Below are 25786 nucleotides of genomic sequence, written 5' to 3' on the forward strand. Positions count from 1 at the left end.
GTTTATGGGCTTAATTATATTTGCGGTTTTAACAGCAATATCGGGATATGGGTTGTGGCAATTGTTTGTTAAAGCTGGCAGAAATGGCTGGGAAGCGATCGTTCCTTTTTACAGCCAGTATATTCAGGCAAAATTGATGGGGAGACCGCTATGGTGGGTAATATTATTGCTCGTTCCAATTGTCAATGTCTTTATTTTCTATAATCTTTATCTTGATTTTATCCATTGTTTTGGGAAGCGTCGTTTTTGGGAGAATGCGGCTGCGGTTTTAGTCCCTTTTATCGTGCTGCCCATGTGGGCAAAGGATAATAATTTGCGTTTTTTGAACGGCCTGTACGCTAAGAATCTGAAAGCTGCTAGTCAGGAAGGCATTGTAATGACTGAAGAGAAGCGTGCCGAAATAGCCCTTGAATCCTATAAAGAGTATAAAATTAAATATCCATACAAAAAGTCTATGGTACGCGAATGGGCTGATGCTATCGTATTTGCCACTGTCGCAGCGTCCCTTATTCGTGGTTTTCTGATCGAAGCTTATATGATTCCGACAGGATCTATGGAACGTACCTTGTTGGTTGGCGATTTCTTATTCGTCAGCAAGTTGAATTATGGGCCACGTATTCCTAATACGCCGATTGCTTTTCCTTTTGCGCATCATACCATGCCCATTACAGGAGGGAAAGCATATTCTGAATTGATAGAACTCCCTTATAAACGTCTACCTGGATTTCAAAAGATTGAGCGCAATGATGTGGTCGTCTTTAATTTTCCCGCTGGTGATACTGTCGCCCTCGAAAACCAAAATGCAAGTTATTATGATCTTGTTCGAGCGTATGGCTGGCAGACCGTGAATTCGCAGTTTACGATTCAGGCAAGGCCGATTGATAAGCGTGAGAACTATATTAAACGTTGTGTGGGATTGCCAGGGGATAAGATTTCCATGAAAGATGCCAAGCTTTTTGTAAATGATCAACCGGGATTTGATCCTCCTGAAAGTCAATTGGACTATCTGGTATTAACGGATGGTACACCCTTAAATATGGAAAGGTTAAAGGAGTTGAGAATTGAAGCAGTAGGTGGCGATCAGCAGCCTGGGGTCTATCAGTTGTTCATGACTCAAGATGAGCTGGCCATTGTAAAGTCCTGGTCGAATGTCAAAGAAATCAGAAGGAGCCCCGTTGGAGAAGGTGCTTATCCATATGATGCGCAATATAAATGGAATTTTGATAATTTTGGACCGATTTTAATTCCGAAAAAAGGTTGGTCAGTTGCTTTAAATGAGCAGACTTTACCCATCTATGAAAGAGCTATCCGCGTGTATGAGAATAATAAGCTTGAAAAGCGGTCGGATGGAATCTATATCAATGATGTTAAAGCAGATCACTATACATTTAAAATGGATTACTTTTGGATGATGGGTGACAATCGGCATAATTCGCTAGATTCAAGGGGATGGGGATTTGTTCCCGAGGATCATATTGTTGGAAAGGCTTTATTTACTTGGATGAGCTGGGATGACATTGGTACGGGACTCTCGAAAATTCGCTGGAATCGAATCTTTAAGGGCATTCATTAATCGGTGCAAATCAACATGCTAGCCTTCTGATCTGAAGGTAATAAAAAGGGCTTTCGTTAAGAAAGCCCTTTTTTCTGAAATTACTTGTGTTTACTGCTTATAGGCCTCGGTCTTCGCCGAAAGTTGTACTACTTCAAACAGGCGAGGTAACGTTTGATCGTTTCCTCTAATCCTAAATATAGTGCATCGGAGATAAGTGCATGGCCTATGCTTACTTCCAACAATTCCGGAATATGCTGATTGAAATATTGCAGATTGTTGAGGTCCAGATCATGGCCTGCATTGAGTCCTAATCCAACTTCACGCGCCTTTAAGGCTGCTTTGAAATAGGGCTTTATAGCAGTTTCTTTATCGAAACCATACTCCGTTGCAAATCCTTCTGTATAAAGTTCAATACGATCTGTTCCTGTTTCTGCGGCAGCTTCTACCATTTCTTCGACAGGATCAACAAAAATAGAAACACGTATCCCGGCATCTTTGAACAATTTGCACATATCTTGTAGGTAAGCTTTGTTCTTAATGGTATCCCAGCCATGATTGGAGGTCAATTGACCTTCGGTATCAGGTACTAACGTAACCTGTGCTGGTTTATTGGCCAATACAAGGTCTATAAATTTCTGCTCCTGGCAGTTTCCTTCAATATTTAGCTCAGTCTGAATTGCTGCTTTTAAGTCAAATACATCCTGATAGCGGATATGTCTTTCATCAGGTCTGGGGTGAACAGTGATACCCTGAGCACCAAAACGTTCACAGGCTAATGCTGCTGAGACTAGATTAGGATTATTCCCACCTCTAGAATTTCTGAGCGTTGCGATTTTATTGATATTTACTGAAAGTCTAGTCATTTTGCTGTATGTTGTGTTGTAAAAATACGAATAATATCTATTTTTTTTTAACTTGCATGTATGGATGGAATCGACTATAGCCTATTTAGCGGCTTTCGCCTCTTGGACGTTATCGATATTATATTGGTAGCGATTATTATCTACTATATTTATAGTTTGATTAGGGGTACCATTGCTGTTAATATCCTAATTGGTGTCGCATTGTTTTATGGCGTTTATATTGTCGTCAAGCAGATGCATATGCGTTTGCTGACAGAAATATTCGGCGGTTTTATATCGGTGGGTTCGATTGCGTTGATTGTCGTATTCCAGCAGGAAATCAGGCGGTTTTTGCTGCATGTTGGGAAGAATATATCGATGAAGCGAAAAAAGGTTTTTTGGTCGTTTATCGGGAATAAGAAGGCTATACAAAAGGATTTGACGGATGATTTAAGACCTGTAATTGAAGCCTGTAGAAGTATGTCGCGTACGCGCACCGGGGCATTGTTGGTTTTTTCAAAATATTTTGATGAGGAGTATTACCAGAGTAGTGGTGAATATATCGATGCTCATATTTCCAAACGTTTGATTGAAAGTATTTTTCATAAAAATAGTCCCTTGCATGATGGTGCGGTCGTTATTGTCGATTTTAAGATTATGACAGCATCATGTGTATTGCCTTTGTCGGATAGTGAGGATCTGCCCTTGCAATTTGGATTAAGGCATCGCGCGGCAATTGGAGTAACGGAAGTCTCCGACGCTATTGCTGTTATTGTTTCAGAAGAGACTGGCGAGATCTCTTTTGCGAAAGATGGAAATGTCAATATGAACGTTTCGCCGGAAGAACTTGAGCAGCTACTGAAAGATGAGTTGTAAAAAGTGATCATTGAATGCAATGCCCCAAAAAGTTAGTTGCTTTTTGGGGCATTGTTATGTATAGACCGCTATTTTTTCGCAGCATTGATCACTTGTGTATTCAACTTGATGTACTCAGCATTCTTGTCAGCTGTGGCCACTTCAAGACCTTTCGTGGCAGTTTCCACCGCTCCTTTTTTATCTCCTGCTTTCAATTGAGCTTTTGCTTTCCAATAAAGAACATGTGCAGCTTTGGGTTGGGCTTTAGCAGCTTCATCGAACCAGTTTAAAGCTTTATTCAGATCCAAATTATTAGTAAAGTAATATTGAGCGGCTGCAAAATATGGTTTTTTCTCCCCTTTCATAGCCTCATCGATTGAAGCTAATATTTTATCCTGCTGGTTTACTTTAAGGGCAATTTTTACAGCAGTTTTTTCCCAAGCCAAACTTAAAACCGCATCCGTTGGCGTAACATTGTCAAAAGCGATGGTAAAAGTTTCCACCGGATTGGCTAATGTCTGTGGTTTAACATTGAAGCGTAAAGCGTCTTCGGTTTGTTTATACGTGTATGCGCCCCATTGTTTTGTGTTTTTACTGATGATGATGGTCCACTCCGATTTGTTTGGGATAGTAAAAAGCGAATAGGTTCCTGCTGAAAGCTTATTGCCATTTAATGTAACATCTCCTTCAAAAGTTAATGTGGTATTGGTATTTGCTCCTGTACGCCACACCTGATTATAAGGGACGAGATCACCAAAGATCTTACGTCCATTCATACTTGGTCTGCTATAGTTTAGTGTTACATTTTCAATACCTAATCCTTGTGTAATCGTTTGTGAGCTGCTGGCTGCAGGAAGCTTAATTTGAGCAAAAGATTCTCCAGCCGTAAACATCATGGTTGCGGCAATGGCAATTGCAAAAAGATTTTTTTTCATCTGTATCATTGTTTGTTTTGTTGTCTACGCGTTTTGAACAGTTTCACGCCTCTATCTATCTTCTAAAAATAGGAAGAATTTCACAGAAAAAGGGCATCTATTTTTAGATGCCCTTTCGCTAGTTGCACTAAGGTGTTCTATTAAGCGTTTTCTTTTCCAATTTTATGCCCTTTAGTGGCAAAAAATAAGATATACAGGTAGGCCGGAACCATCGCAAAGAGAAACGCATGTTGGAAGTCAACATGTAAAGTGTCCTTTAAATAACCATATATCAAAGGCCAGATTGCTCCTCCGGCAATACCCATAATCATAATGCCTGATCCTGTTTTCGTAAAGCGTCCTAGTCCTTTTATACCCAGTGGGAAAATTGCTGGCCACATCAATGCATTCGCGACACCCAATAGGGCCACAAAGATATAAGACGTCAGTCCTGTAGAAAATGCTGAAATTGCCGTGAATGTTATTCCAACAATTGTACAGATACGTAAAGCGGTTTGCTGCGATACAAACCTCGGAATAGAGATAATACCAATGAAATAGCCAACTAGCATACATACTAGTGTAAACGTAGTGCCATACTTAACAAAAAATGGCGGCAGAGATAATAATCTCCCATAAGTTCCGATGATGTCGCCTGCCATTACTTCTACTGCAACGCAGAAGAAAATAGCGAGAAATCCTAAAAATAGATGTGGAAACTGAAAGATACTTGTCTTTTTAGTACTTGTGACAGCAGCGTCATCTGTTGCTTCTTCTTCCTTATTGACATCAACTTCGGGCATTTTTACAACAAATACGACAATCGCTAAAATCGCAACACCGATAGCCACTCCAATGTAGGGTCCATGAAGCCTTTCAGATAATTCCGCTAACAGTGCATCGTGTTCTGCACCTGCTTTGAGTTCTTTGATTCTACTGGAAATGCTGTCGTAATCTTTTAATAGGATGCTCCCCAAGACTACTGGAACAATCATGCCAGCTGTTTTATTGAAAATCCCTACGATGGAGATCCTTTGGGCGGCACTTTCTATGGGGCCGATTATACTTAAATAAGGGTTAATCGCTGTCTGTAAAAGCGCCATGCCTGAAGCTTGCACAAATATAGCAACCAAGAAGAGTTGGTAGCTCAGGTTTGATGCGGCAGGAATAATGATAAGGGCGCCTAAAATAATTAACACCAGACTGGCCACTAATCCATTTTTGAAGCCTGTTTTCCCTAAAATCCATGAACTGGGTAATGCGAGAAAAAAATAGGCAATATACGACGCGAACAGAATTAAAAATGCTTGTGTGTCGGTCTCTAAATTAAATGCTAAGCGTACAAAAGGGATCAATGCGCCATTGGCCCAAGTGATATATCCAAGAATAAAAAATAATGCACAGCAAATGAGCATAGGGACTATTGCTGTTTTACCCGAATTAGGATTAGTGGTCATTTTTTTAATTATATTTAGTTAAGTTATCGTTCACGCAGTAGAAATCTGTCGAAAAAGTAGCGTTAAGCAATCGATTGCATGCTATTTTGTTGATTTTTAAACTATCCAACGTACAAGACTACTTAAATTTATTGAATATAGGAAATAAATAAAGGCATATTTTTGCGCGGTTTTGGGAATTAATTCGTAGAAAAAAAGGAGGATAAATTGTAATTTATCCTCCTTTAAATTTTAATCTGTCAGATTAAAATTTGATGGTTTTGGAATTCGAGTTGCCAAAAGCCCTATAAATTGTATTATTTTGGAACGATCGCTACTGTAAGTCTGGAAATACAATTTAATTTATTGAACCGGTCATACATCTTTATTTCCCAGATATGTGTGGAACGGCCAATATGTATTGGACTGCATTTCGCTGTAATTATTCCGCTGCTTACGGGACGTATATGGTTTGCGTTCACTTCAAGTCCAACGCCGCGATATTTATCTGGATCAACCACCAGGTTAGAGGCAATGCTGCCTAGAGACTCTGCCAGGACTACCGAGGCTCCACCATGTAATATTCCGTGCGGTTGCTTGACTTTATCCGTTACAGGCATAGTCGCTGTAATGGTGTTGTCATTTATTTCTGTCGCTTGAATTTCCAGGAGACCTGACAGGTATTTGTTAAAAAATACATTTATTTCCTCAATGCTGTAATGCTGAAACCAAATTTTTGACATCGTCTGAGTTTAAGTAACGTTCTTGGATAATAATGCGGTGATGATTGAGGTGTCCCGCAATAACATATAACAGTGCCTTTACACTTGTGAGTCGCTCAGATGCCATTCCTTTACGCTCCAATTCAGCGTCATTGAAACTGTTGAAAAGCATCATATTGGCTTTGCGAAGAAAGGTGAATTCTTTGCTCAAGCTTTCTAACGTACGATCATTATAGCGTGAATACTGGATGAGGTAGTCTTGGTCATAACCGGCTAGCTCCTTCAGGTCATTACGGGAGAAGCGCAACGCACGATAGGCCATGATTCGTTCATTATCGATGACGTGGCCAACGACTTCTTTGATGGTCCATTTATCCTCGGCGTATTTAAAATTGCCTCTTTCCTCAGGAATCGTGTCCAGAAATGCTGGAAAGGAGAGCGTTTGTTCTTCAAGTGCATCAAACACGTTATCGACGACAGTCTCAATATATGGCGCATAGACTGCTGGATATTCGTCAGATTTGAGTGGCTTCATATTTTAAATTGCTTTTTAAGATTATTCGAAATGTTGTTCCTTTACCTAATTCAGATTCTTTTACAAAAATTTGTCCTTGGTGATACCGTACCATTCTTTTTGTCAGACTAAGCCCAAGCCCCCAGCCTCTCTTTCTTGTTGTGAAGCCCGGCTGGAAAACTGATTCAAAATTAGATCTCGGAATTCCTTTGCCCGTATCGCTAATGTCTATAAAAATTTCTTCTTTCGCAATATTTTCTGAAATATTAACAGTTATCTTTCCTTCTGTACCAATGGCATTTACTCCATTTTTCAATAAATTTTCTATAATCCAGTCGAAGAGCGGAATATTGAGCTTTGCTTCAAGATGTTTGTCTCCTTTTAATTCGAAAGTAATTTTATTGCTAGTCCGTATACGGAAATAATCCATGTAATTTTTAATGACCTCGTAGAGGTTGTGATTGGTCAGTACGGGAGTAGACCCTATTTTTGAAAAGCGGTCAGCGACGATTTCAAGCCGCTTTATGTCGTTTTCCATTTCATTTAGGGTATCATCTTCTTCGGCATCAAATTTTATACGAATCAGTTCTAGCCAACCCATCAACGACGAAATGGGGGTGCCCAATTGATGGGCAGCTTCTTTGGTGAGGCCTACCCAAACAAGATTTTGTTCAGATTTTCGGATAGAGTTGAAAACGGTATACGCAATGATCAGGAAGAGCGCAATGAGCGATAGTTGTACGTACGGAAACACCCTTAGCTGTTGCAAAAACCAAGAATCCTTGTAGTATACATGCCATTTTTGCCCGTTCTCTAATTCCAGAGTAATGGGGGGATGGCTTTTTTTCATAAATGCCAGCTGTTTCTGAAAATAAGCCGGGTCGTAATTTAGATGCTTTGTAACACTGTCGTTTTGTCCGGGCTTAATATTGGTCTTCGTAGAATCGAGGTTCCGCCAAAAAATGATATCTTCTTTATCGTCAGTAATAATCGCTGGTAAATTTAAGCTGTCTCTCACAGCGTAAATAAATGTAATGAACTCATCATCTACGTCGGGCATGGTCATGATATTTTTAGTACTCATGGCCCATACCTCGGCCTTTGAACGTTCGGCGTGAGCAAGATTTCGAACGAGGTAATTGGTGTACACCAAGGAGGCAACAGCAATGACTGCAGCAAAGATGAGCAAGATAAATTTCCAGCGTTGCTGGCTAATCTGATAGGGTTTCATGATTCCGTATTCGTGTCCTTCATCGCAAATTACTGAATAAATGTCTGTTTTCTGCACTTTTATTTCATTGAAGAAGTGGTCGTAGCGCCCAAATCAAAAATTTTGTGGTAATTTTGCTTCATGAGTTCAGAAAGAAAAGTAAGAGTGCGTTTTGCACCAAGCCCTACAGGTGGTCTTCACCTTGGTGGGGTACGTACAGCTTTGTTTAATTTTCTCTATGCGCGTCAGCATCAGGGAGATTTTATTTTACGTGTCGAGGATACGGATCAAACTCGTTTTGTCCCAGGTGCTGAAGAATATATCAACGAATGTTTAGCATGGTGTGGTCTGACCCCTGATGAAAGTCCGTTAAAAGGGGGGAAATATGGGCCTTACCGTCAAAGTGAGCGAAAACCATCTTACCGCAAATATGCTGAGCAGTTGATCGCAAATGGGTATGCTTATTATGCCTTTGATACTGCTGAAGAGCTAGATGAACAGCGTAAATTACAGCCTAACTTCCGGTATAGCCACGAAAACAGACTTCAATTGCGCAATTCGTTGAGCCTATCTGAGACTGAAACTCAACAACTGTTGGATGCGGGAACTCCGCATACCATTCGTATAAAAATTCCTACAGATGACACGGTAACATTCACGGATATGATCCGAGGTAAGGTTGCTTTTGATACAAATCTTGTTGATGATAAGGTATTGCTTAAAGCTGATGGTATGCCCACTTATCACCTGGCCGTTGTTGTCGATGATAAAACCATGGATATTTCGCATGTATTCCGTGGCGAAGAGTGGTTGCCTTCGGCACCTATCCATATCTTGTTGTGGGAATACCTTGGGTGGAGCGATAGCATGCCGAGCTGGGCACATCTTCCTCTAATCCTCAAGCCCGATGGAAATGGTAAATTAAGTAAACGCGATGGCGATCGTTTGGGATTCCCTGTTTACGCGATGAACTGGACCGATGCGAACTCTGGCGATACAACAAAAGGTTTTCGTGAGATGGGTTTCTTGCCGGAGGCTTTCGTCAATATGCTTGGGGTGTTAGGCTGGAATGATGGAACTGAACAGGAACTTTTTTCTTTAGATGAATTGATCCAGAAATTCGGCGTTGACCGTATCAGTAAAGCTGGGGCGAAATTTGATTTTGAAAAAGCAAAATGGTTTAACCATGAATGGATCAAACGATCTTCAACAGAGTCGTTGTTACCGCAGATCAAAACAGTTTTGGAACATCATCAAGTAGCGGCTGATGATACTTATGTGAGTAAGGTATTGGATGCGGTAAAAGAGCGCCTGACCTTTGTGGAAGATTTTTGGAGCCAAGCGTCGTTTTTCTTCCTGCAACCTGCAGAATATGATTTAAATGCAGTAAAGCCTAAATGGTCTGCGGAAAAAACTGCATTTTTTGAAGGCATTAACCAGTCTTTCGCAGGATTTAATACCTGGAAGGCCTCTGAGTTGGAACCTTTCTTCAAGGATGCAATTCAAGCATCCGGAATGAAAATGGGCGAACTGATGATGCCATTCCGTATTATGTTAGTCGGTGGGAAATTTGGACCAGATGTGTTTCAGATAGTTGAACTGCTGGGCAGAGAGGAAGTTGTAAATCGTGTAAAAAAAGCACTTCAGGAATTTGATGCTTAAAGGAATAGCGTATAAAATACTAAAAGAGGCTATTTGCATTGATTTGCAAATAGCCTCTTTTAGTATTGTTGACTAGGGTTTCCATGAGTTTACTATGTGCAGTTTACTGAAAACGTTTATTTTCTTTGGCTTTGATGGAGTTGTTAGACCTTGTTAGGTAGGCGTCCCCTAGTTTGGTTATACTAGGCGTTTCCCTAGTTCGATTTATAAGTAAGGTAACCTCAGCCGGATATAAAGGGTCTTGGCTGGGCCAAATAAGAATATTATTCCGGTGACAACTAATCCCAGCATTCCGAGGTAAGTAAATATTTCCATATTGCTGATTAGCGATGCTTGCTGACTCAAACTTCCGGAAAGACTTTTACTAACAATACGGTTTGCCACTTGATCGCCATATAATCCGCTATATTTCTCGATTAATGTGTTCCAATAATTCATTGTCAACGGATTGCTTGTATTCAGTGTCTGTTCGAGTTGATTATAATGCTTTTTATTTAGTATATAGCTGATGTTTTGGGTAAATGCAAATCCAATATTGGTACTCCAAAATCGAACAGTTGTACCCATGAGGCCGGCATTGCCTACATGTTGCGATTCGACACCTGTTAAAATGTAAATCACCAACGGGGTGAACAACCAGCCTTGTCCGATGCCCTGAATGAACAAAGGTAGACCTATGGCCCAGATTGTGGTATCAGGATAAAAGGTAGGGACAAAGAGAAAACACGAAATTGCCAATATCAGAAAGCCAAAGCCAAAGCTATATTTAGGCGATACGTCGCGTAGAAGTAAGACGCCAGAACTGCCAACACCCAGGATAGTACCTATGACATTGATGTATTGTACATCAATAATGTAGTGCCAGGGCCATTTCCAGACGGTAGCCATGACGGAATAGACATTGTTGAGGCAGCTGCGAATAATATAAAAGAGAAAAAATAGGATAACTCCCAAAATCACATTTTTGTATCTCAAGACCTCAAAGTGAAAAAGAGGTCTTTTGACCAAACTTTGTTTAATTATAAAGAGTGCTCCGAACATCAGGAAAAGGGCAAAGTTGATGGTAATATTGGTGTGTTCGAACCAATAGTATTTACGGCCATAAATTAAGACATAAGCGCCGCAACTCAATGAGAGCAGCAGAAACAGACAACTTGTGAGATCCAGTTGATAGAGAGGGAATTTTTTACTTAAGCGGTTATTGTTGAGTAAGAGCAGGGCTATCGCAATCACAATCAAATGCCAATAGAGTACAACGTGAATCATATCTTGCCATCCATAATCCATAATACTTTCTTTGAGCAAAGATGTTGTTAAGGTTGAGCCAGTAAGCATAAATGTATATAGGAAGAAATAGGCAATGGTGCGGCTCTTAGCATGTTTAATCTGGTTCATAACCATTGGAAGGAAGCAAGCTCCTTCAAGTACACAAAAAATACCTTCGGCTACACGCAAAACGCCAATAAGGAATGTATCTTTTGTCAATGAGATGCCTATTAAGATGAGGATGGAAGTACTGCAGGTCAACAGGATATATGTTCTCACCCTGAAATAAGAAAAAAGCCGCTGAAATATGAGTAAAGCAACCACAATGGCACCATACATCAAGGAAAGGAAATATTGAATATCTTCGGTTTCGATGTCAAGCGTCGACGCGGTAAATGCCGTGTTTGAATGGAATAGCGACATTAACATGAGATGGGGAAACATCGCTAGTATCATAAGCGGAAGTTTGATCCATTCGGGAACCCAGCTATAGTATAAAGATTTGTTGTTAAGCATGGTCAAATTAGGATTGATGGGCGGCATGAATGACAACGTTCATGCCGGCACGTAGTTTTTTAAGATTCTGCTGTGGATCAAAGACAATTTTAACGGGGATGCGCTGCTCTATTTTTACGAAGTTTCCGGTTGCGTTATCTTGGGGTATTACGGCAAATTTGGAACCTGATGCTGGAGAAAAAGAATGGATCTTTCCTTTAAAAAGAAGGTTGGGAAATGCATCCACCTGTATCGTCACGATAGTGCCTTCTATAAGATTTTCGAGCTGTGTTTCCCTGAAATTTGCATCGATCCATTTCTCTTCGCTAACTACATTTGCCAGCGTCTGGCCTTCCTTCACAAATTGTCCGGGTTGTATAGTTCGCTTGCCCACAAAACCGTCATAGGGTGCAGTTACTACGGCATAAGAAAGGAAAAGCTGCGCATTTGTTTTTGCGGCCTTTTTGATGTTAATATTCGCTTTTGCAGGTAACTCGTTTGCTTTTTCTTTGCTGGTATTCAGTCGCGCGGAATGATACTCTTCTGTCATAGCATGTAGTTGTGCTAATGCTAAATCGTAAGCTGCTTGGGCATTGTCGTATTGCTGTCTGGTTGCCGCATCAGCCTCATATAATTTCTTGAATCGACTATAATCCTGTTGCGTTTGCCATACACTTACTTTTGCTGCTTCTAATCTTGCCTTTTGAACCGAAATACTATTGGCAGTCGCATTGGCTGTTTTGCTGATTACCTCGGCATTTCTCTGGCTACTTTGGAGTTCGGCATTTGCGATATCTACCTTGGTCTGATATTCACTTGCATCTATGATAAATAGGGTGTCACCCTGATGCACATATTGATTTTCTTCAAATCGGACTTCTTTGATAAAACCGGGGATCCGACTAGCAACAGGGGTCACATATTGATCTATCTGTGCATCATTGGTCGTTACATATTGATGAGTAAAAATCAGATGCTTGGCCAGGAAGCCAATACCGGCCAATAATAATATACTGGCAAATAGGACAAGCACTTTATTAAATCCTTTTGTTTTGTCTTTTTTATCTTTTCTATTCATTATTCCATTCTACTTGCGCATTTTCCAAATTCTTCAGCTTTAGCATTCAGATCCATATTCCGATTCTGGTTATGAATTACCTGATACATCAATATCTGTCAATGCATTTTACTTAAAAGGGGGGCTTGAGTCCCGATCGACGTTTCTGTTTGGGAATATGGCCCATACAAAGATAGTGTAGGACGGAAATGATTTGTTTTGTATAGTCGGACGGATATTTGTTTATTTGCGCCATATTGTCGAAATAACGTAATTTTGAGTTATGGAAGAGGGCAAACTTGCAGCGATTGATGCTGAGCACTATGATTTTTATGTCGACCACCTCTACGTAGATCGTATTGATTCTCGCGAGTATAAACATAAAAAAGCGCGCCTGTTGTATGCTGAAGGCGGGATTATTCATGTGTTTACAGCAACAAAGCACTGGTATTTGCCTGCAAGATTTTATATGTGGATTCCGGCAAATACAACTTATCATCTGGAAAGTACAAGCTCTCGTATTCCGCTCTATAGTTTTTACTTTAAAGAAAGGCCGGGTATGCCATCTGTGCTTTCGGTGCCAAATATATTTCTAAGCAATGATTTGATGCGTGAAATGTTTTTATTTGCTCGAGATTGGGCTGGCGGGGTGAGCAAGATGACTGAATATTCTAAATACTGTCTCTTGCGTGCGATGATGGCTATTATTCCAGATACGAGCTCACCAGTAGATGCTTTTCCGATGCAGCATCCCTATCCTAAAAGTGAAAAGCTCAAAAGTGTGGCTCGGTATCTCAACAGCAACATCGATCAGGCCTTTACCATTGAACAGATTGCTGCGCGTTTTGGAATGAGTAGCCGCTCCTTATCCAGGCTTTTTAAAGAAGATATGGGCATCAGTTATATTCGGTTTTTAAGAGCGATACGAATTGCGAAAGCGCTGGAGCTCATGTCTGAAAATAACTACTCCATTCTCGAAATCGCCATGCGTGTGGGTTACAACGAGCTCTCTTCTTTCAGCAACATTTTTACACGCGTGACGGGTATTCGTCCATCGATTTATATGGCGAAGATCAACGGATACAAATAGCAGTAGTGATTGTATTTAGGCTAAAAGTTCCTGCAGATCTTCCTGAGAAAGTGACTTGATAAAGCTTTCTTCGGTTGTGATCAGGCTTTGTGCGATCGATTTCTTCTTATTCTGTAAGGCTAATATTTTTTCTTCAACGGTATCTTTGCTGATAAATTTATAGATAAAGACGTTGCGCGTCTGACCGATGCGGTGCGAACGGTCTACGGCCTGTTGTTCTACGGCCGGATTCCACCAAGGGTCTAGGATAAAAACATAGTCTGCTTCAATAAGATTGAGCCCCACACCACCTGCCTTTATCGAAATGAGGAATAGCTTGGTATCGTTGTTTTTACGAAACTGACTGACCGCTTCATCCCGATTTTTTGTGCCACCATCCAGGTAGGCGTAGTTTATTCCTTTATGATCAAAATATTGGCGGAAGATATTGAGTTGTTTTACAAACTGCGAGAAAATCAGCACTTTGTTACCTCTCTGCATGACCATTTCAAGTGTTTCAATGACCGCTTCGAACTTACCGGAATCGCCCGAAAATTTCTCATCCACCATTCTGGGGTGATTGGCTAATTGCCGCAGCTTTGTCAATCCTTGTAAAAGTGCAATTTGGCTAGATTTTGGTTTGTTTTCCAATTGTCCGTCGAGGATTGCATTGCGATATTCAGATTTAACCTTCTCGTAAAGTTCGGACTGTTTTTCTGTCATCTCACAGTAGAGTACCTGTTCTGTCTTTGGCGGTAATTCTCTTGCCACCTGATCTTTTGTACGTCTTAATATAAACGGTTTAACAATCGCCTGGAGGCGTTGTGCTTTTTCTTCGTCTTTTTTCTTTTCTATTGGCTGCACAAACTCCTTTTGAAAATAGGTGTAACTACCCAACAGTCCGGGATTGGTGAAGTGCATCTGTGCCCAAAGATCCGAAACTGAATTTTCGACCGGGGTTCCACTTAAGGCCAGTTTATTTTTACTTTTTAGGCTTTTTATGGCTTTGAAAGATTTGGATGTAGGGTTTTTAATGTTCTGGCTTTCATCCAAGATAATATAGTTAAAATAGAAGCTACTCAAAGTATCCTCGTCTATACGTGCTATCCCGTAGGTGGTGATTATCAAATCATATTTGGAGAATAGTGAGGCATCTTTAATACGGTTATTCCCAGTATGAAGGTGAATGTTAAGCTGTGGCGCGAATTGATGTGCTTCTTTTTGCCAGTTATATACCAATGATGTCGGTAAGACCAAAAGCGAGGTACGTACATCCTGTTCGTCCTGAAGTTGTTCTTTTTGCTGCTGCAATAAGGCTAATGTTTGTATGGTTTTGCCTAAGCCCATATCATCCGCAAGACAGCCTCCAAATCTATACTGCTTTAGAAAATTAAACCAATTGTATCCTGCCTTTTGGTATGGTCGAAGATTTCCTTTGAAATGTTTTGGTTCGGGAATATCAGCAATTTCTTCAAAGTTGGCCAGATTTTGAAGTTTTCGGGTAAATACCAGTTGCGTATGTTCGCTAATTTCAAAGAGTAGGCCTATATGTACCTTATTTAATTTAAGTTCATGGCGATCTGCAGAAAATTGAAATAAATGATTGTACTGTGCAAACCATTCTTCGGGAATCATGGCAATTTCTCCATTCGGTAAAGTAAATTCCTTAATGTTATTGAGGATATGATTGCGCAGCTGAATAAATGGGATTTCGTAAGGTCCAAATTTTGCGATAGCACTGATGTCAAACCAATCATTATCTTCTTCAATGGAGATATCGAGCGAGGTCTGTCCTATGAAGAAGCGCTTTTCTTCATTATTTTGTACAATTTGAAAACCAAGTTTCTCCAGTTGTTCTTGGTGATTATTTATCCAGTCAAATATGGAAAGTCGTTTTCCAGCGGCTATCGCTGGTGTCAATAAACCGAGTTGAAGGTCAAAATCCTGTAGCCCCAGCTTTTTTAAGTTTTCATGCTGTTGTTCTTCCCATTGCAAAGATCGTTTGACACGGTGGAAAATATAACGATCGTCTTCCTCCTGATAGACCATGCGGACGGTAACTTTATTTTCGGCACCAGCTGTAAAGATATGTTTACCGTACTTAAATTGCAATTGAAGTTGTGAAGCTCCATCTTCGATATAAATCAAACGGAGAATTGGAATTGCTTGATGCTGATGGGTTTGGATGTCGAATCCTTCGGCATAAACATGATAGCGTTCTATCAAGCCACAGACAAAGGTTTCAAAATATTTTTTTTCAGTGCTCCTACCGACAGAAATATAGCGTTTATTCAAGAAGGGGCTAAGCTTTTTCCCTTCAAGGGTCTGATCGAAATAATAAAGGGTATTATTTAAAAGTAGCCATGCTTGTACATTAGTCAGCACGATAGCATTTTTGAACATGAACTCCAAACGCTGATTTTCATATTTGATGGTCGGGAAATAGCGTGTTTCTTCTTCGTTTCGACGGAAATGAAAAAGTATCGAGGCGGCAGATGTGGCCAGTTTAATTTCTTGATCTGCAGGATACCCATCTTTGCTCATCATAAAGAATGGTTTGTCTCCAACAGTTTCAAAAAATTGAATCATTTTTTCATCTATTTTAGGACGAAGGAGTTCATAAAGCTTTTTATCAAAAACTTTGGAAAAGAAATCTACAGGTCTGATCGCTTTTTTGTAGTATTTTTTGATGAGGTGTGTTTGTTCAATTTCATCAAGCAGTCGAATGAGTTTGTAATCTACTTCATCTAATTCGGCGGCGTAGGCACCGACAGTGTTACTAAATATGCGTTGATATCGGAGTGAGTAAGTCCCATTGGGATTGAGTTGGACCATGTGTGGCTCAATGAGATAGCCGAGATAAGGGTGCTCACATATGGAATAAACGATTTTATATACTGGGAATGACTTTGACTGTTGCATTAAAAATAGCGGACCTTATAAATAAAGGTATCTAATATACAATAAAATATACCATTACTCGCAATTTGCCCGATGAAATTTTAAAAATTGACGTGCTTGGATTGAAGATTTTGGAAGCGATTAGTGTTGATTGCCTGTAGCAACCTAATAGTTTCCATTGAAGACAAACTGCGCCGGTCCTTTTAAGAACACCTTTGTAAAATGCTGACCATTTTTATGGAAGGAGATGTAAAGCTGCCCTCCTAATACGCGGATAGGAATATTGATATCGCCTGTGAGATTCTGCTTTAGGGCGACGGCCATGGCTGCTGCAGTAGCACCAGTGCCACAGGCATAGGTTTCATCTTCGACACCGCGTTCAAAAGTACGCAGGAAGTAACCGTCTCTTTCTGCTTCGATGAAATTTACATTGATGCCATCTTTTCCATATGTCGCATTATTACGAATGGCGTAGCCGTCTTGATAGACATTTTTATGCGCGAGATTTTCTACAAATTCAACATAATGTGGAGAACCTGTTTGTAACAGGTAGGCGTCTCCATCACGGGCAAAATCTTGCACGTCGATCATTTGGAGATTGACAAGATCTGCAGATAAAGATGCATGGTGTATACCGTCTACTGCCAAAAAGACAGTTTTGTCAGTAATAATGCCAAGGTCGCGAGCGAAGGCGACAATACAACGGCCTCCATTACCACACATGCTTCCTTCTCTACCGTCTGCATTAAAATAAACCATCTCAAAATCGTAATTTTCGTTCTGCTGTAAGAGCATCAGCCCGTCAGCACCAATACCAAATCGGCGGTCACATAGCTTCGCTACTAATGCTTCGTCTGCTCTGTCAAATGCATTTTCGCGATTGTCTACTAAGATGAAATCATTGCCTGCTCCTTGGTATTTAGAGAATCTTACTTTTGTTGCCATTCTGTTGATTTTTAGTAACAAAAGTACGTTTTTTTGTTACAAAAAAACCTTCTAAAGTTAAGATTTGTTAAAATGGTTGTATTTGTCTAGTAATTAACATTTTTTAACGTGTCGGATTTTCCGAAGGTTTCGAAATGGTATTACATTTGAACATATCCGAATAAAATCGGTAATTTTAAGAGCAAAAGTTATCAGCTTATATTAAGACATTTTAAAATAGAAATAAGTTTATGAATAAGGTCGGTTTAACGCTATTAACAGCTGTTTTCGGTGGAGCGGTAGCATTAGGAGGTTACAAGCTTATTGAGAATAAGAAGTTTGATGGTATGTCTTTCGAAGACAAACAAAAGGTTTATTTTGCAAATAATCCAACAGGAGTGATGTCCTCTACAGGTAACCCTGATTTTACGCAGGCTGCTGCTGCGGTGTCACCGGGTGTTGTACATATTAAAACCACATATAGCCGTAAGGGATCACAACAATCGCAGGGTTCTCCGTTTGACATGTTTGAAGAGTTTTTTGGCATGCCACAGGGGGGCGGGCGACGTCAAATGCAGTCGCAACCTGTACAAGCATCTGGGTCAGGTGTAATTATCTCAGATGATGGTTATATCGTAACCAACAACCATGTGGTGGAAGATGCAGACAAGATTGAAGTTGTATTAACAGATAAGCGAACATTTGAAGCTAAATTGATCGGACGTGACCCAAATACCGACCTAGCTTTATTGAAGGTATCGGGCAAGGGGCTTCCCGTTGTTAAATTAGGTAACTCAGATAATGTCAATGTTGGTGAATGGGTATTGGCTTTTGGCTATCCACTTGGACTTCAGTCTACAGTGACTGCAGGTATCATTAGTGCGAAAGGGCGTCAGATTGGGATTTTAAGTGAAGGTCAGCAACAACAGCGTGGTAACCCATTTGGAGGTGGACAAGACCAAATTCCTGTCAGTTCAGCGATCGAATCTTTTATTCAGACAGATGCGGTAATTAATAGGGGGAATAGTGGTGGTGCTTTAACAAATGCTTCGGGTGAATTGATCGGTATTAATTCCGCTATTGCTTCTCCAACAGGTACCTATGCGGGTTATGGTTTTGCGATTCCGGTCAATTTGGTAAAGAAGATTGTTGATGATTTTGTTGAATACGGTAATGTAAAACGTGGTTACATAGGTGTGACTTATACTGAAATAACACCAGAATTGGCGAAAGAAAAAGGTTTTTCAGATGTTGATGGTCTTTATGTTCAGGATGTCGTAGCTGGCGGTGCTGCGGAGGCCGCAGGTATCAAGAAAGGTGATATACTGACCAAAATTAATGGAAAAGTGATTACAGGTTCACCTGTTTTAAGTGAAACTATAGGTCGTGCGCGTCCTGGAGATAAGGTAAATGTTACTTACAAACGAGATGGTAAGGAAAAACAGGTTACTATGGCATTGAAAGGTGAAGATTCGTTAAAGTCTGCGAATGCTGGCGGAAAAGCTTCGAAAAGCGCAACCGAAATTTATAACAAATTAGGAGCAAGCTTTATTCCTGCGTCTGCACAGAAGAAAAAGGAATTGGGTGTGAACTCCGGAGTTGTTGTCACTCAAGTGAACCGTGGAGGTATCTTCGATTACTTCGGTGTAGAGCGCGGATTAGTTATTACTGAGGTCAACGGAAAGGCCGTTAATTCAGTTGATGATGTTGAAGCCGCTTTAGGAGCAACACAACGTAATATTGTACGTTTGAAAGGTGTGTCACCTCAAGGTGGTGCTGTTCAATTGAGCTTCCCAGTAGAATATTAAGCATTGAATTAAGAATTGGTTGATTAATATAGTTTAGGTGGCTCTAGCCGTTAGGTTAGGCCACCTTTTTTTTGGCTCGGCAAAACTGCCTACGGTAAGGTTTGATTTCTTTTACAAAGGTGGAAGAAGCGACACCGTATTAAAAAAACATGGCTTGGTAAGAAGTTGGTCACTTTTAAGCGGGTTGTTTCGTTAATAATTTTAGTTTAGCTATTTTGCGGAATAAAAGTACAGAAGCAACTCGGCACTTGATAAGCTCAGACTTTTTGGACTTGCAATCTACGATATATAGTGCTATTAATGAATCGAAGGGGTGGCTAGTTGATTTAATTGAGTTTTTACGGAATTAGTCGAATTCCATAGCAGTAGTGGTATTTATTGTATAGCTTTTTAAACGTTATAAAAATGAAGATTTTAATGGTTTGTTTGGGGAATATCTGTCGTTCACCCCTTGCACACGGTATATTGAAGCAAAAGGCATTGGATAAACAATTGAACTGGGTCGTTGAATCGGCTGGTACAGGTGATTGGCACATTGGTGAAGCACCCGATCATAGGGCAATCGCAGTTGCCAAGAAATACGGTATCGATATATCTGGTCAGCGGGCCCGGCATTTTAAACCACAGTTTTTTGCTGAATATGATCTGATATTTGTCATGGATAGACAAAATTATGAAGATGTTTGTGCTCAGGTTATAGATAAAGCCGATCTGAACAAGGTTAAATTGTTTCTAGGAGACGATATTGTTCCTGATCCCTATTTTGATGATAATTTGTTTGATCCGGTTTTTCAAATGATTGACCAACGTTGTGCAGAGGTGATTGCCAAAGAAGGGAATCGAATAGCATAAATGTATTCTTCTATATGTAAATTTGTTCGCAAATCAACACAAACTTATCTTAGTTTGTTTAAATCAAAAAAATGAAGGCAGCTGAAGTTAACAAGAAATGGATTATCCTGCAGGAGGAGATTGCTGCACTATTTGATATGGAAAAGCCAGACATCAAGGTGTGCTTATTCCTCATTGGTGTTCAGGAATTGGGCAAGGGAGCCCAGAAATTCTCGAAGCGGGAAAAGGAAGAATTGATGCATATTGCCACCTGTCGTCTTTTTAGTGCGATGGGATTTTATACGCTGAAAGGTCTTGATGAGGAAGGATGGCCGCACTGGGAATTAATAAAACCAATTCCTAACTATACACTTTTGGAACAAGAACTGATTATAAAGTCTCTGATCATCGATTATTTTGAGGAATTAAATGTTATCTAGCGATCACGTCAAGAGAAAAATTAAATGTTCAAATGGGAACGTAGAACTATTAACAGATGAAATTTTTAAAAGCTAGTTTAATTGCAGTATTCTGCTTTTTACAGGTTTTGGCATTTGCGGCTAAACCTGAATTTAAATATGTACAGATCGTTACTGACAAGGGCATCTGTATTGTGCGGCTGTATAATGAAACGCCAAAACATCGAGATAACTTTGTCAAATTGGCAAAAAGCCAATATTATGATGGGACGCTGTTCCACCGCGTCATTCAGAATTTTATGATTCAAGGCGGTGATCCTGACTCAAAAAATGCGGTTGGCGGAGCTCAGTTGGGTAATGGGGGGCCTGGATACACCATTCCTGCGGAGATTCAGGATGGTTTATTTCACAAAAAAGGTGCTATCGGAGCTGCCCGGGATAATAATCCTGAAAAAGCTTCGTCAGGCTCTCAGTTTTATCTTGTTCAGGGAAAGGTATTTAGTCCTGAAGATCTCAATCGGTTGGAGCAGACCCGAATGAATGGCAAGAGATTTTCTGATACTCAACGTCAGGTATACACCACTATTGGTGGTGCGCCCCATTTAGACTGGAATTATACAGTATTTGGTGAGTTGGTCAAAGGTGTAGATGTTATCGATCAGATTGCAGCGGTAAAGACAGATCAGCATGATAGGCCAGAAACCGATCAAAAAATGAACATGCATGTACTTACGAGGCGAGAAGCATTAAACTTGGAGCGTGAACTTAAAGGTTTAAAACCTCAAACGGGTATCTTTTCAAAGATTGGTGATTTATTCTCTTCAAAGGACTACTAATGTTATGTTGAAATAATATATAAGGGATTGAGAAGGTTTCTTGTTTCTATAATCTAGCATCACAATAATAAACAATGAAAATAGTAACTTATAATGTGAATGGCTTGCGTGCGGCCTTAAAGAAAGATTGGTTGGGCTGGTTGAAAGCTGTAAATGCAGATGTCATCTGTCTTCAGGAGATTAAGGCTACGCCTGATCAGATTCCCGAAGTTGCCCTACTGGAGGAAATGGGCTATGAGCATTACTGGTATCCAGCGCAAAAGAAGGGGTACAGCGGAGTTGCCTTGTTTACCAAGCTGACACCTAAGCATATTGAGTACGGTTGTGGTCATGAGGATTATGATTTTGAAGGTCGTATTATCCGTGCTGATTTTGATCAACTGTCGGTGATGAGTACCTATTTTCCTTCGGGTACAACCGGGGACGTAAGACAGGATTTTAAATACCGCTTTTTGAAGGATTTTCAGTTGTATAGCGATAAGCTTTTGATGGAAAAGCCGAATCTGGTTGTCTGCGGTGACTATAATATTTGCCATCGTGACATCGATATTCATAATCCAAAATCAAATGCGAACTCTTCGGGATTTCTTCCGGAAGAGCGCGAATGGATGGAGAATTTTATTAATTCAGGTTATATTGACTCTTTTCGCCATCTAAATCCAGATCCGCACCATTATACCTGGTGGAGTTATCGTGCTGGAGCGCGTGCAAAGAATTTGGGTTGGCGCATTGATTATAATATGGTTTCTAAGTCTTTGGCCGATCATATCAAATCTTCCAGTATATTGCCGGATGCTGTGCATTCCGATCATTGCCCGGTAGTATTAGAGCTAGCGCTCTAATAAAATGTTAATCATACAAAAGGCTTTCATACCCATGAAAGCCTTTTGTATGATTAACAGCAGCAGCACTGCCTTTTGAATAGCTATTTTAACTGACTATGAATGATGGAAAGCTGCTGAGCAACTTTTTCTGCAATCGTCAGAAATGATTTTGTTACAGGATCTTCGTTGTCTATCGCAATGGGGAATCCATTATCTCCAGCATCAGAAATACCCTTTAATAGTGGTATCTCGCCAAGGAAAGGTACTTTATATTCTTCAGCTAACCTTTTTCCGCCGTCTTTTCCAAAAATATAATATCTATTATCAGGAAGCTCCGCTGGTGTAAAATAAGCCATATTCTCCACCACGCCCAGTAACGGAATATTGATACTATCCATTAAAAACATACCTATACCTTTGACAGCGTCAGCTAGGGCAACTTGCTGCGGAGTAGTGACGATCACTGCGCCCGCAATCGGGAAAGTTTGTGATACGGTAATATGGATGTCGCCTGTACCTGGCGGCATATCAACCACTAGATAATCGAGTTCACCCCAGTGTGCATCATTAAAGAGTTGCTTGATTGCAGAGGTGGTCATTGGGCCACGCCATGGGATAGGCTGGTTTGGGTCGGTGAAGAATCCGATTGAAAGTAATTTTAGTCCAAATTTTTCAAGCGGTTCAATTTTAACCTGGCCATCAGGCATTTCTACTGATCCGGGTTTAGCACCCTCTAGGCCAAACATAATCGGAAGTGATGGTCCATAGATGTCAGCGTCTAAAAGTCCTGTTTTAGCTCCTTTAGCATGGAGAGCAAGCGCCAAATTGGCGGCAACAGTTGACTTTCCAACTCCACCTTTTCCTGAGGAGACCAAGATGATGTTTTTAATACCTGAAACCTGTGCGCCTTGTTTCCCGATCACATTGGATGTCATGTTGATCTGAACTTCGAGATTTTTGTCGATGAAATGAGCGATGGCGTTTCGGCACGCGTGTTCAATATGGTCCTTAAGCGGACAAGCGGGAGTAGTTAAAATGACATCGAAAGAAATTTTTTCACCTTCGATCCCGATATTTTGAATCATATTCAATGTGACAAGATCCTTTTTCAAATCAGGCTCTTCTACATAGGATAATGCATTTAATATTTGTTCTTTGGTAACCATCTATTGTTCATTTGTAATCATGGATTACAAAACTACTCATTGCGGATCAATTTCATGTCATTTCTCTGTTTTTAATGGGATTAAAGTTACTGGATATAGGGCTGGCTTTTAGGAAAGATCGCTTTCTTGGAACATTTTCATTTTTATGTAATTAATGCGTTTGTCAATAAATTTGTCGTACTGAAGTCACGGATAAAAGCGACCATCGTTTCCGTGAATTATAATTGTATATACAGCCAAATTTATCTAAGTTTGACTGTTGATATGCACGAGTTTGCATTTAGTAATAATTATGTCCAATCGATTTATAACATCTTTTAAGTCCCGCAAATGGCGATGGCTTTATATCTCTTTAGCTGCTATTTTGGTTTTGGCGTTTGCAGTTGGCGCGTATGCTTATCAAAAAAGAGATGCGATGCTCATGGGGGTAATCAACAAAGCAAAAGCGAAGTTGCTTGAAAAATATGATTTGGATTTGAAGATCCAATACTATGCTTTCCGTGGAATTAATGCTGTACAGTTTAAGAATATCCAACTATTGCCTAAAAATAGAGACCAATTGGCTCAAATTAATGATCTGACAGTATCGGTAAAATTATGGCCCTTATTATTCGGGGATGTGAAGTTGGGACAGGTTATTTTAGATCACGGTACGGTTTCTCTTATAAAAAAGGATTCAATTAGTAACTACGATTTTCTGTTTAAAAAGCAGAAGAAAGATACAATAGAAAATGATAATCCGAAACAGAATCTGGCAGCTTTGGCAGATCGATTGTTGAAAAATGTGTTTTTTAAGATTCCCAATGATCTCGATCTGAAGAGCCTTGAACTTTCTTATCGTGATGACAGCACTTCACAACGTGTTGTCATTCCTTCTGCTGTGATCGATGGCGGTGATATGGAAACTAAATTTTTGTTAAACGATCATGAGGCCGCCTGGAATCTAACGGGAACAATTGATTCGGATAATCAAGAATGTGACCTCCGTCTTTTTTCTGATAAGAAGGGCGTAAATCTTCCCCTATTGCAACGCAAATTTGGTCTTGCTGTAAGTTTTGATGAAATATCCTTCCGATTGGATAAGGCACACAGAAGAAATAAGGAATTGCTGGAACTGCATGGGCAATGGGGATTTAAAAATTTAAAAGTAAATCATAGGCGTATTTCTAGTAAAGATGTGATCTTTCCTGAGGCCCAAATGCAGGGGGCTCTGAATATCGGAGCGTCTTCTCTCGAAGTAAGCAAAGAAAGTACGGTAAAGGTCAAAAATTTTGTGTTTTCTCCCTACGTTAAATATATTCACAAACCCGAGAAAGAGCTCTTTTTGGCTATTCATACGGATAAGATAGAAGCGCAACACTTTTTTGATGCTATACCAGTTGGATTGTTTCCAGGTCTGGAAGGAATTCAGGTGGAGGGGCACATTCAATATGACCTGAATTTTGCTCTTGAATTTAAGAAGCCTGAAAATCTCCTTTTCTCTTCTAAAATGGACGATAAGGATTTAAAGGTCGTGAAATGGGGAGAGGCTAATATTGCAATGTTAAACACTCCTTTCACGTATACCGCTTATGAAGATGGCAAGCCGATGCGGGAGATCGTTGTGGGCCCACAGAATCGCAATTTTACGCCTATCGATCAAATCTCCCGGTATATGCAAATTAGCTTGATCAATACCGAGGACCCATTTTTCTTTAAACACAAGGGCTTCGAAGAGAAGGCTTTTAAATTGTCCATTGTTACAAACATCAAAGAAAAAGGATTTAAGCGTGGAGCCAGCACGATATCGATGCAGCTGGTGAAAAATGTTTTTCTAAATCGCAATAAGACGGTTGTACGGAAGCTGGAGGAAATTCTGTTGGTATGGCTGATGGAGCGCTCTCAGCAAGTGAGCAAAAAACGCATGTACGAGGTTTATCTCAATGTGATCGAATGGGGAAATAATGTCTATGGCATTACCGAAGCTGCACGCTATTATTTTGGAAAAACTCCAGCACAATTAGGCCTTGGAGAGAGTATATTTTTGTCAAGTATTGTTCCACGACCTAAAAAAGGGTTGAACTTTTTTGACTGGACAGGTCACTTAAAAGGGAATATGTTGCGGTATTTTAATACTTACGGTCATATTATGACGAAAACCGGACAGATTAGCGTGGATTCAACAACCTCAAATTATGGGTTTTATGAGGTTGTTCTGCAACCACACCTGCGTGCAGCAAGACCGGCTGTGGTGGATTCTGTCGATATATTCGATATGGGAGAAGATCCGTTGTTGTTCGATCGTCTTGATAGCAGCCCTCCTGGCGACAATCTCGAAAGTGTATCTGTTCCAAAGAAATTAAACAAAATGGATCTCACGGAAAAGAAGGACGAGGAAACCGGTGAGCAGGATAAGCCAAAGCGATCGTTATTTGACAAGATATTGGGGCGTAAAAAAGAGGAAAAAGATAAGGATGCACAAAAGTAGTGTGTGTCATGAA

General features: G+C 40.2%; 21 protein-coding genes. 10 read left to right on the top strand and 11 right to left on the bottom strand.

Features of this window, described 5'->3' with window-relative positions; all coding sequences use genetic code 11:
- Positions 1-4 precede the first annotated feature (4 nt).
- Positions 5-1573 carry a signal peptidase I gene (gene lepB, locus J2X77_RS18325; RefSeq protein ID WP_209578520.1) on the top strand — a complete coding sequence of 523 codons (1569 nt, stop codon included), beginning with the start codon at positions 5-7 and terminating at the stop codon, positions 1571-1573.
- A gap of 128 nt (positions 1574-1701) precedes the next feature.
- Here lepB and J2X77_RS18330 read toward each other — a convergent pair whose 3' ends face one another.
- Positions 1702-2418, bottom strand: a complete 717-nt coding sequence (locus J2X77_RS18330; protein WP_209578521.1) for a pyridoxine 5'-phosphate synthase — start codon at positions 2416-2418, stop codon at positions 1702-1704.
- Between the two features lie 60 nt (positions 2419-2478).
- Between J2X77_RS18330 and cdaA the strand changes: the two genes are divergently transcribed.
- On the top strand, positions 2479-3273 hold the full coding sequence (gene cdaA / locus J2X77_RS18335) for a diadenylate cyclase CdaA (RefSeq protein ID WP_209578522.1): 795 nt from the start codon (positions 2479-2481) through the stop codon (positions 3271-3273).
- A 68-nt stretch (positions 3274-3341) separates the two neighbouring features.
- Here the strand turns inward: cdaA and J2X77_RS18340 are convergent, their stop codons facing one another.
- The 5 genes from J2X77_RS18340 to J2X77_RS18360 form a co-directional block, all read right to left on the bottom strand.
- A complete protein-coding gene (locus tag J2X77_RS18340; protein WP_209578523.1) occupies positions 3342-4187 on the bottom strand; it encodes a DUF2911 domain-containing protein in 846 nt (281 codons plus the stop codon).
- Between the two features lie 140 nt (positions 4188-4327).
- On the bottom strand, positions 4328-5623 hold the full coding sequence (locus tag J2X77_RS18345) for a sugar MFS transporter (protein ID WP_293884135.1): 1296 nt from the start codon (positions 5621-5623) through the stop codon (positions 4328-4330).
- A 296-nt stretch (positions 5624-5919) separates the two neighbouring features.
- A complete protein-coding gene (locus J2X77_RS18350) occupies positions 5920-6345 on the bottom strand; it encodes a hotdog fold thioesterase (protein ID WP_209578524.1) in 426 nt (141 codons plus the stop codon).
- Positions 6311-6859, bottom strand: coding sequence for a DinB family protein (locus J2X77_RS18355; protein ID WP_209578525.1), 549 nt, complete (start codon positions 6857-6859; stop codon positions 6311-6313). Before J2X77_RS18355 ends, J2X77_RS18350 begins: the two co-directional genes overlap by 35 nt.
- Entirely contained in the window at positions 6840-8069 is a 1230-nt protein-coding gene (locus J2X77_RS18360) for a HAMP domain-containing sensor histidine kinase (RefSeq protein ID WP_209578562.1), read from the bottom strand. The genes J2X77_RS18355 and J2X77_RS18360 overlap by 20 nt, the downstream gene beginning before the upstream one ends.
- 120 nt (positions 8070-8189) lie before the next feature.
- Here J2X77_RS18360 and gltX point away from each other — a divergent pair, with 120 nt between their 5' ends.
- Positions 8190-9710, top strand: coding sequence for a glutamate--tRNA ligase (gene gltX, locus J2X77_RS18365; RefSeq protein WP_209578526.1), 1521 nt, complete (start codon positions 8190-8192; stop codon positions 9708-9710).
- 204 nt (positions 9711-9914) lie between these two features.
- Here gltX and J2X77_RS18370 read toward each other — a convergent pair whose 3' ends face one another.
- Positions 9915-11519 carry an MFS transporter gene (locus J2X77_RS18370; protein WP_310081923.1) on the bottom strand — a complete coding sequence of 535 codons (1605 nt, stop codon included), beginning with the start codon at positions 11517-11519 and terminating at the stop codon, positions 9915-9917.
- On the bottom strand, positions 11500-12549 hold the full coding sequence (locus tag J2X77_RS18375; protein WP_209578528.1) for an HlyD family secretion protein: 1050 nt from the start codon (positions 12547-12549) through the stop codon (positions 11500-11502). The genes J2X77_RS18370 and J2X77_RS18375 overlap by 20 nt, the downstream gene beginning before the upstream one ends.
- A 262-nt stretch (positions 12550-12811) precedes the next feature.
- Between J2X77_RS18375 and J2X77_RS18380 the strand changes: the two genes are divergently transcribed.
- Positions 12812-13618 (top strand): AraC family transcriptional regulator, encoded by an 807-nt coding sequence (locus J2X77_RS18380; protein ID WP_209578529.1) that lies wholly within the window; start codon positions 12812-12814, stop codon positions 13616-13618.
- A gap of 15 nt (positions 13619-13633) precedes the next feature.
- Here J2X77_RS18380 and J2X77_RS18385 read toward each other — a convergent pair whose 3' ends face one another.
- Together J2X77_RS18385 and dapF are read right to left on the bottom strand one after the other, a co-directional pair.
- Complete coding sequence (locus J2X77_RS18385) at positions 13634-16519, bottom strand: DEAD/DEAH box helicase (RefSeq protein ID WP_209578530.1); 2886 nt, start codon at positions 16517-16519, stop codon at positions 13634-13636.
- Positions 16520-16663: 144 nt separating this feature from the next.
- Positions 16664-17443, bottom strand: coding sequence for a diaminopimelate epimerase (gene dapF / locus J2X77_RS18390; RefSeq protein WP_209578531.1), 780 nt, complete (start codon positions 17441-17443; stop codon positions 16664-16666).
- A 230-nt stretch (positions 17444-17673) separates the two neighbouring features.
- On the opposite strand from dapF, the gene J2X77_RS18395 reads away from it, so the two are divergent.
- The 5 genes from J2X77_RS18395 (at position 17674) to J2X77_RS18415 (ending at position 22158) form a co-directional block, all read left to right on the top strand.
- The gene (locus J2X77_RS18395; protein WP_209578532.1) at positions 17674-19230 is read left to right on the top strand and encodes a Do family serine endopeptidase; all 1557 of its coding nucleotides are present in this window, start codon (positions 17674-17676) and stop codon (positions 19228-19230) included.
- 405 nt (positions 19231-19635) lie between these two features.
- Positions 19636-20082, top strand: a complete 447-nt coding sequence (locus tag J2X77_RS18400; protein WP_209578533.1) for a low molecular weight protein-tyrosine-phosphatase — start codon at positions 19636-19638, stop codon at positions 20080-20082.
- A gap of 71 nt (positions 20083-20153) precedes the next feature.
- Positions 20154-20501 (top strand): hypothetical protein, encoded by a 348-nt coding sequence (locus tag J2X77_RS18405; protein WP_209578534.1) that lies wholly within the window; start codon positions 20154-20156, stop codon positions 20499-20501.
- A 56-nt stretch (positions 20502-20557) separates the two neighbouring features.
- A complete protein-coding gene (locus J2X77_RS18410; RefSeq protein ID WP_209578535.1) occupies positions 20558-21316 on the top strand; it encodes a peptidylprolyl isomerase in 759 nt (252 codons plus the stop codon).
- Between the two features lie 74 nt (positions 21317-21390).
- Entirely contained in the window at positions 21391-22158 is a 768-nt protein-coding gene (locus tag J2X77_RS18415) for an exodeoxyribonuclease III (RefSeq protein WP_209578536.1), read from the top strand.
- A gap of 83 nt (positions 22159-22241) precedes the next feature.
- Here the strand turns inward: J2X77_RS18415 and J2X77_RS18420 are convergent, their stop codons facing one another.
- A complete protein-coding gene (locus J2X77_RS18420; RefSeq protein ID WP_209578537.1) occupies positions 22242-23306 on the bottom strand; it encodes an Mrp/NBP35 family ATP-binding protein in 1065 nt (354 codons plus the stop codon).
- Between the two features lie 292 nt (positions 23307-23598).
- Between J2X77_RS18420 and J2X77_RS18425 the strand changes: the two genes are divergently transcribed.
- Positions 23599-25773, top strand: coding sequence for a transglycosylase domain-containing protein (locus tag J2X77_RS18425; RefSeq protein WP_209578538.1), 2175 nt, complete (start codon positions 23599-23601; stop codon positions 25771-25773).
- Positions 25774-25786: the final 13 nt, after the last annotated feature.

The organism is Sphingobacterium sp. 2149 (assembly GCF_031455655.1).
Classification (GTDB): Bacteria; Bacteroidota; Bacteroidia; order Sphingobacteriales; family Sphingobacteriaceae; genus Sphingobacterium.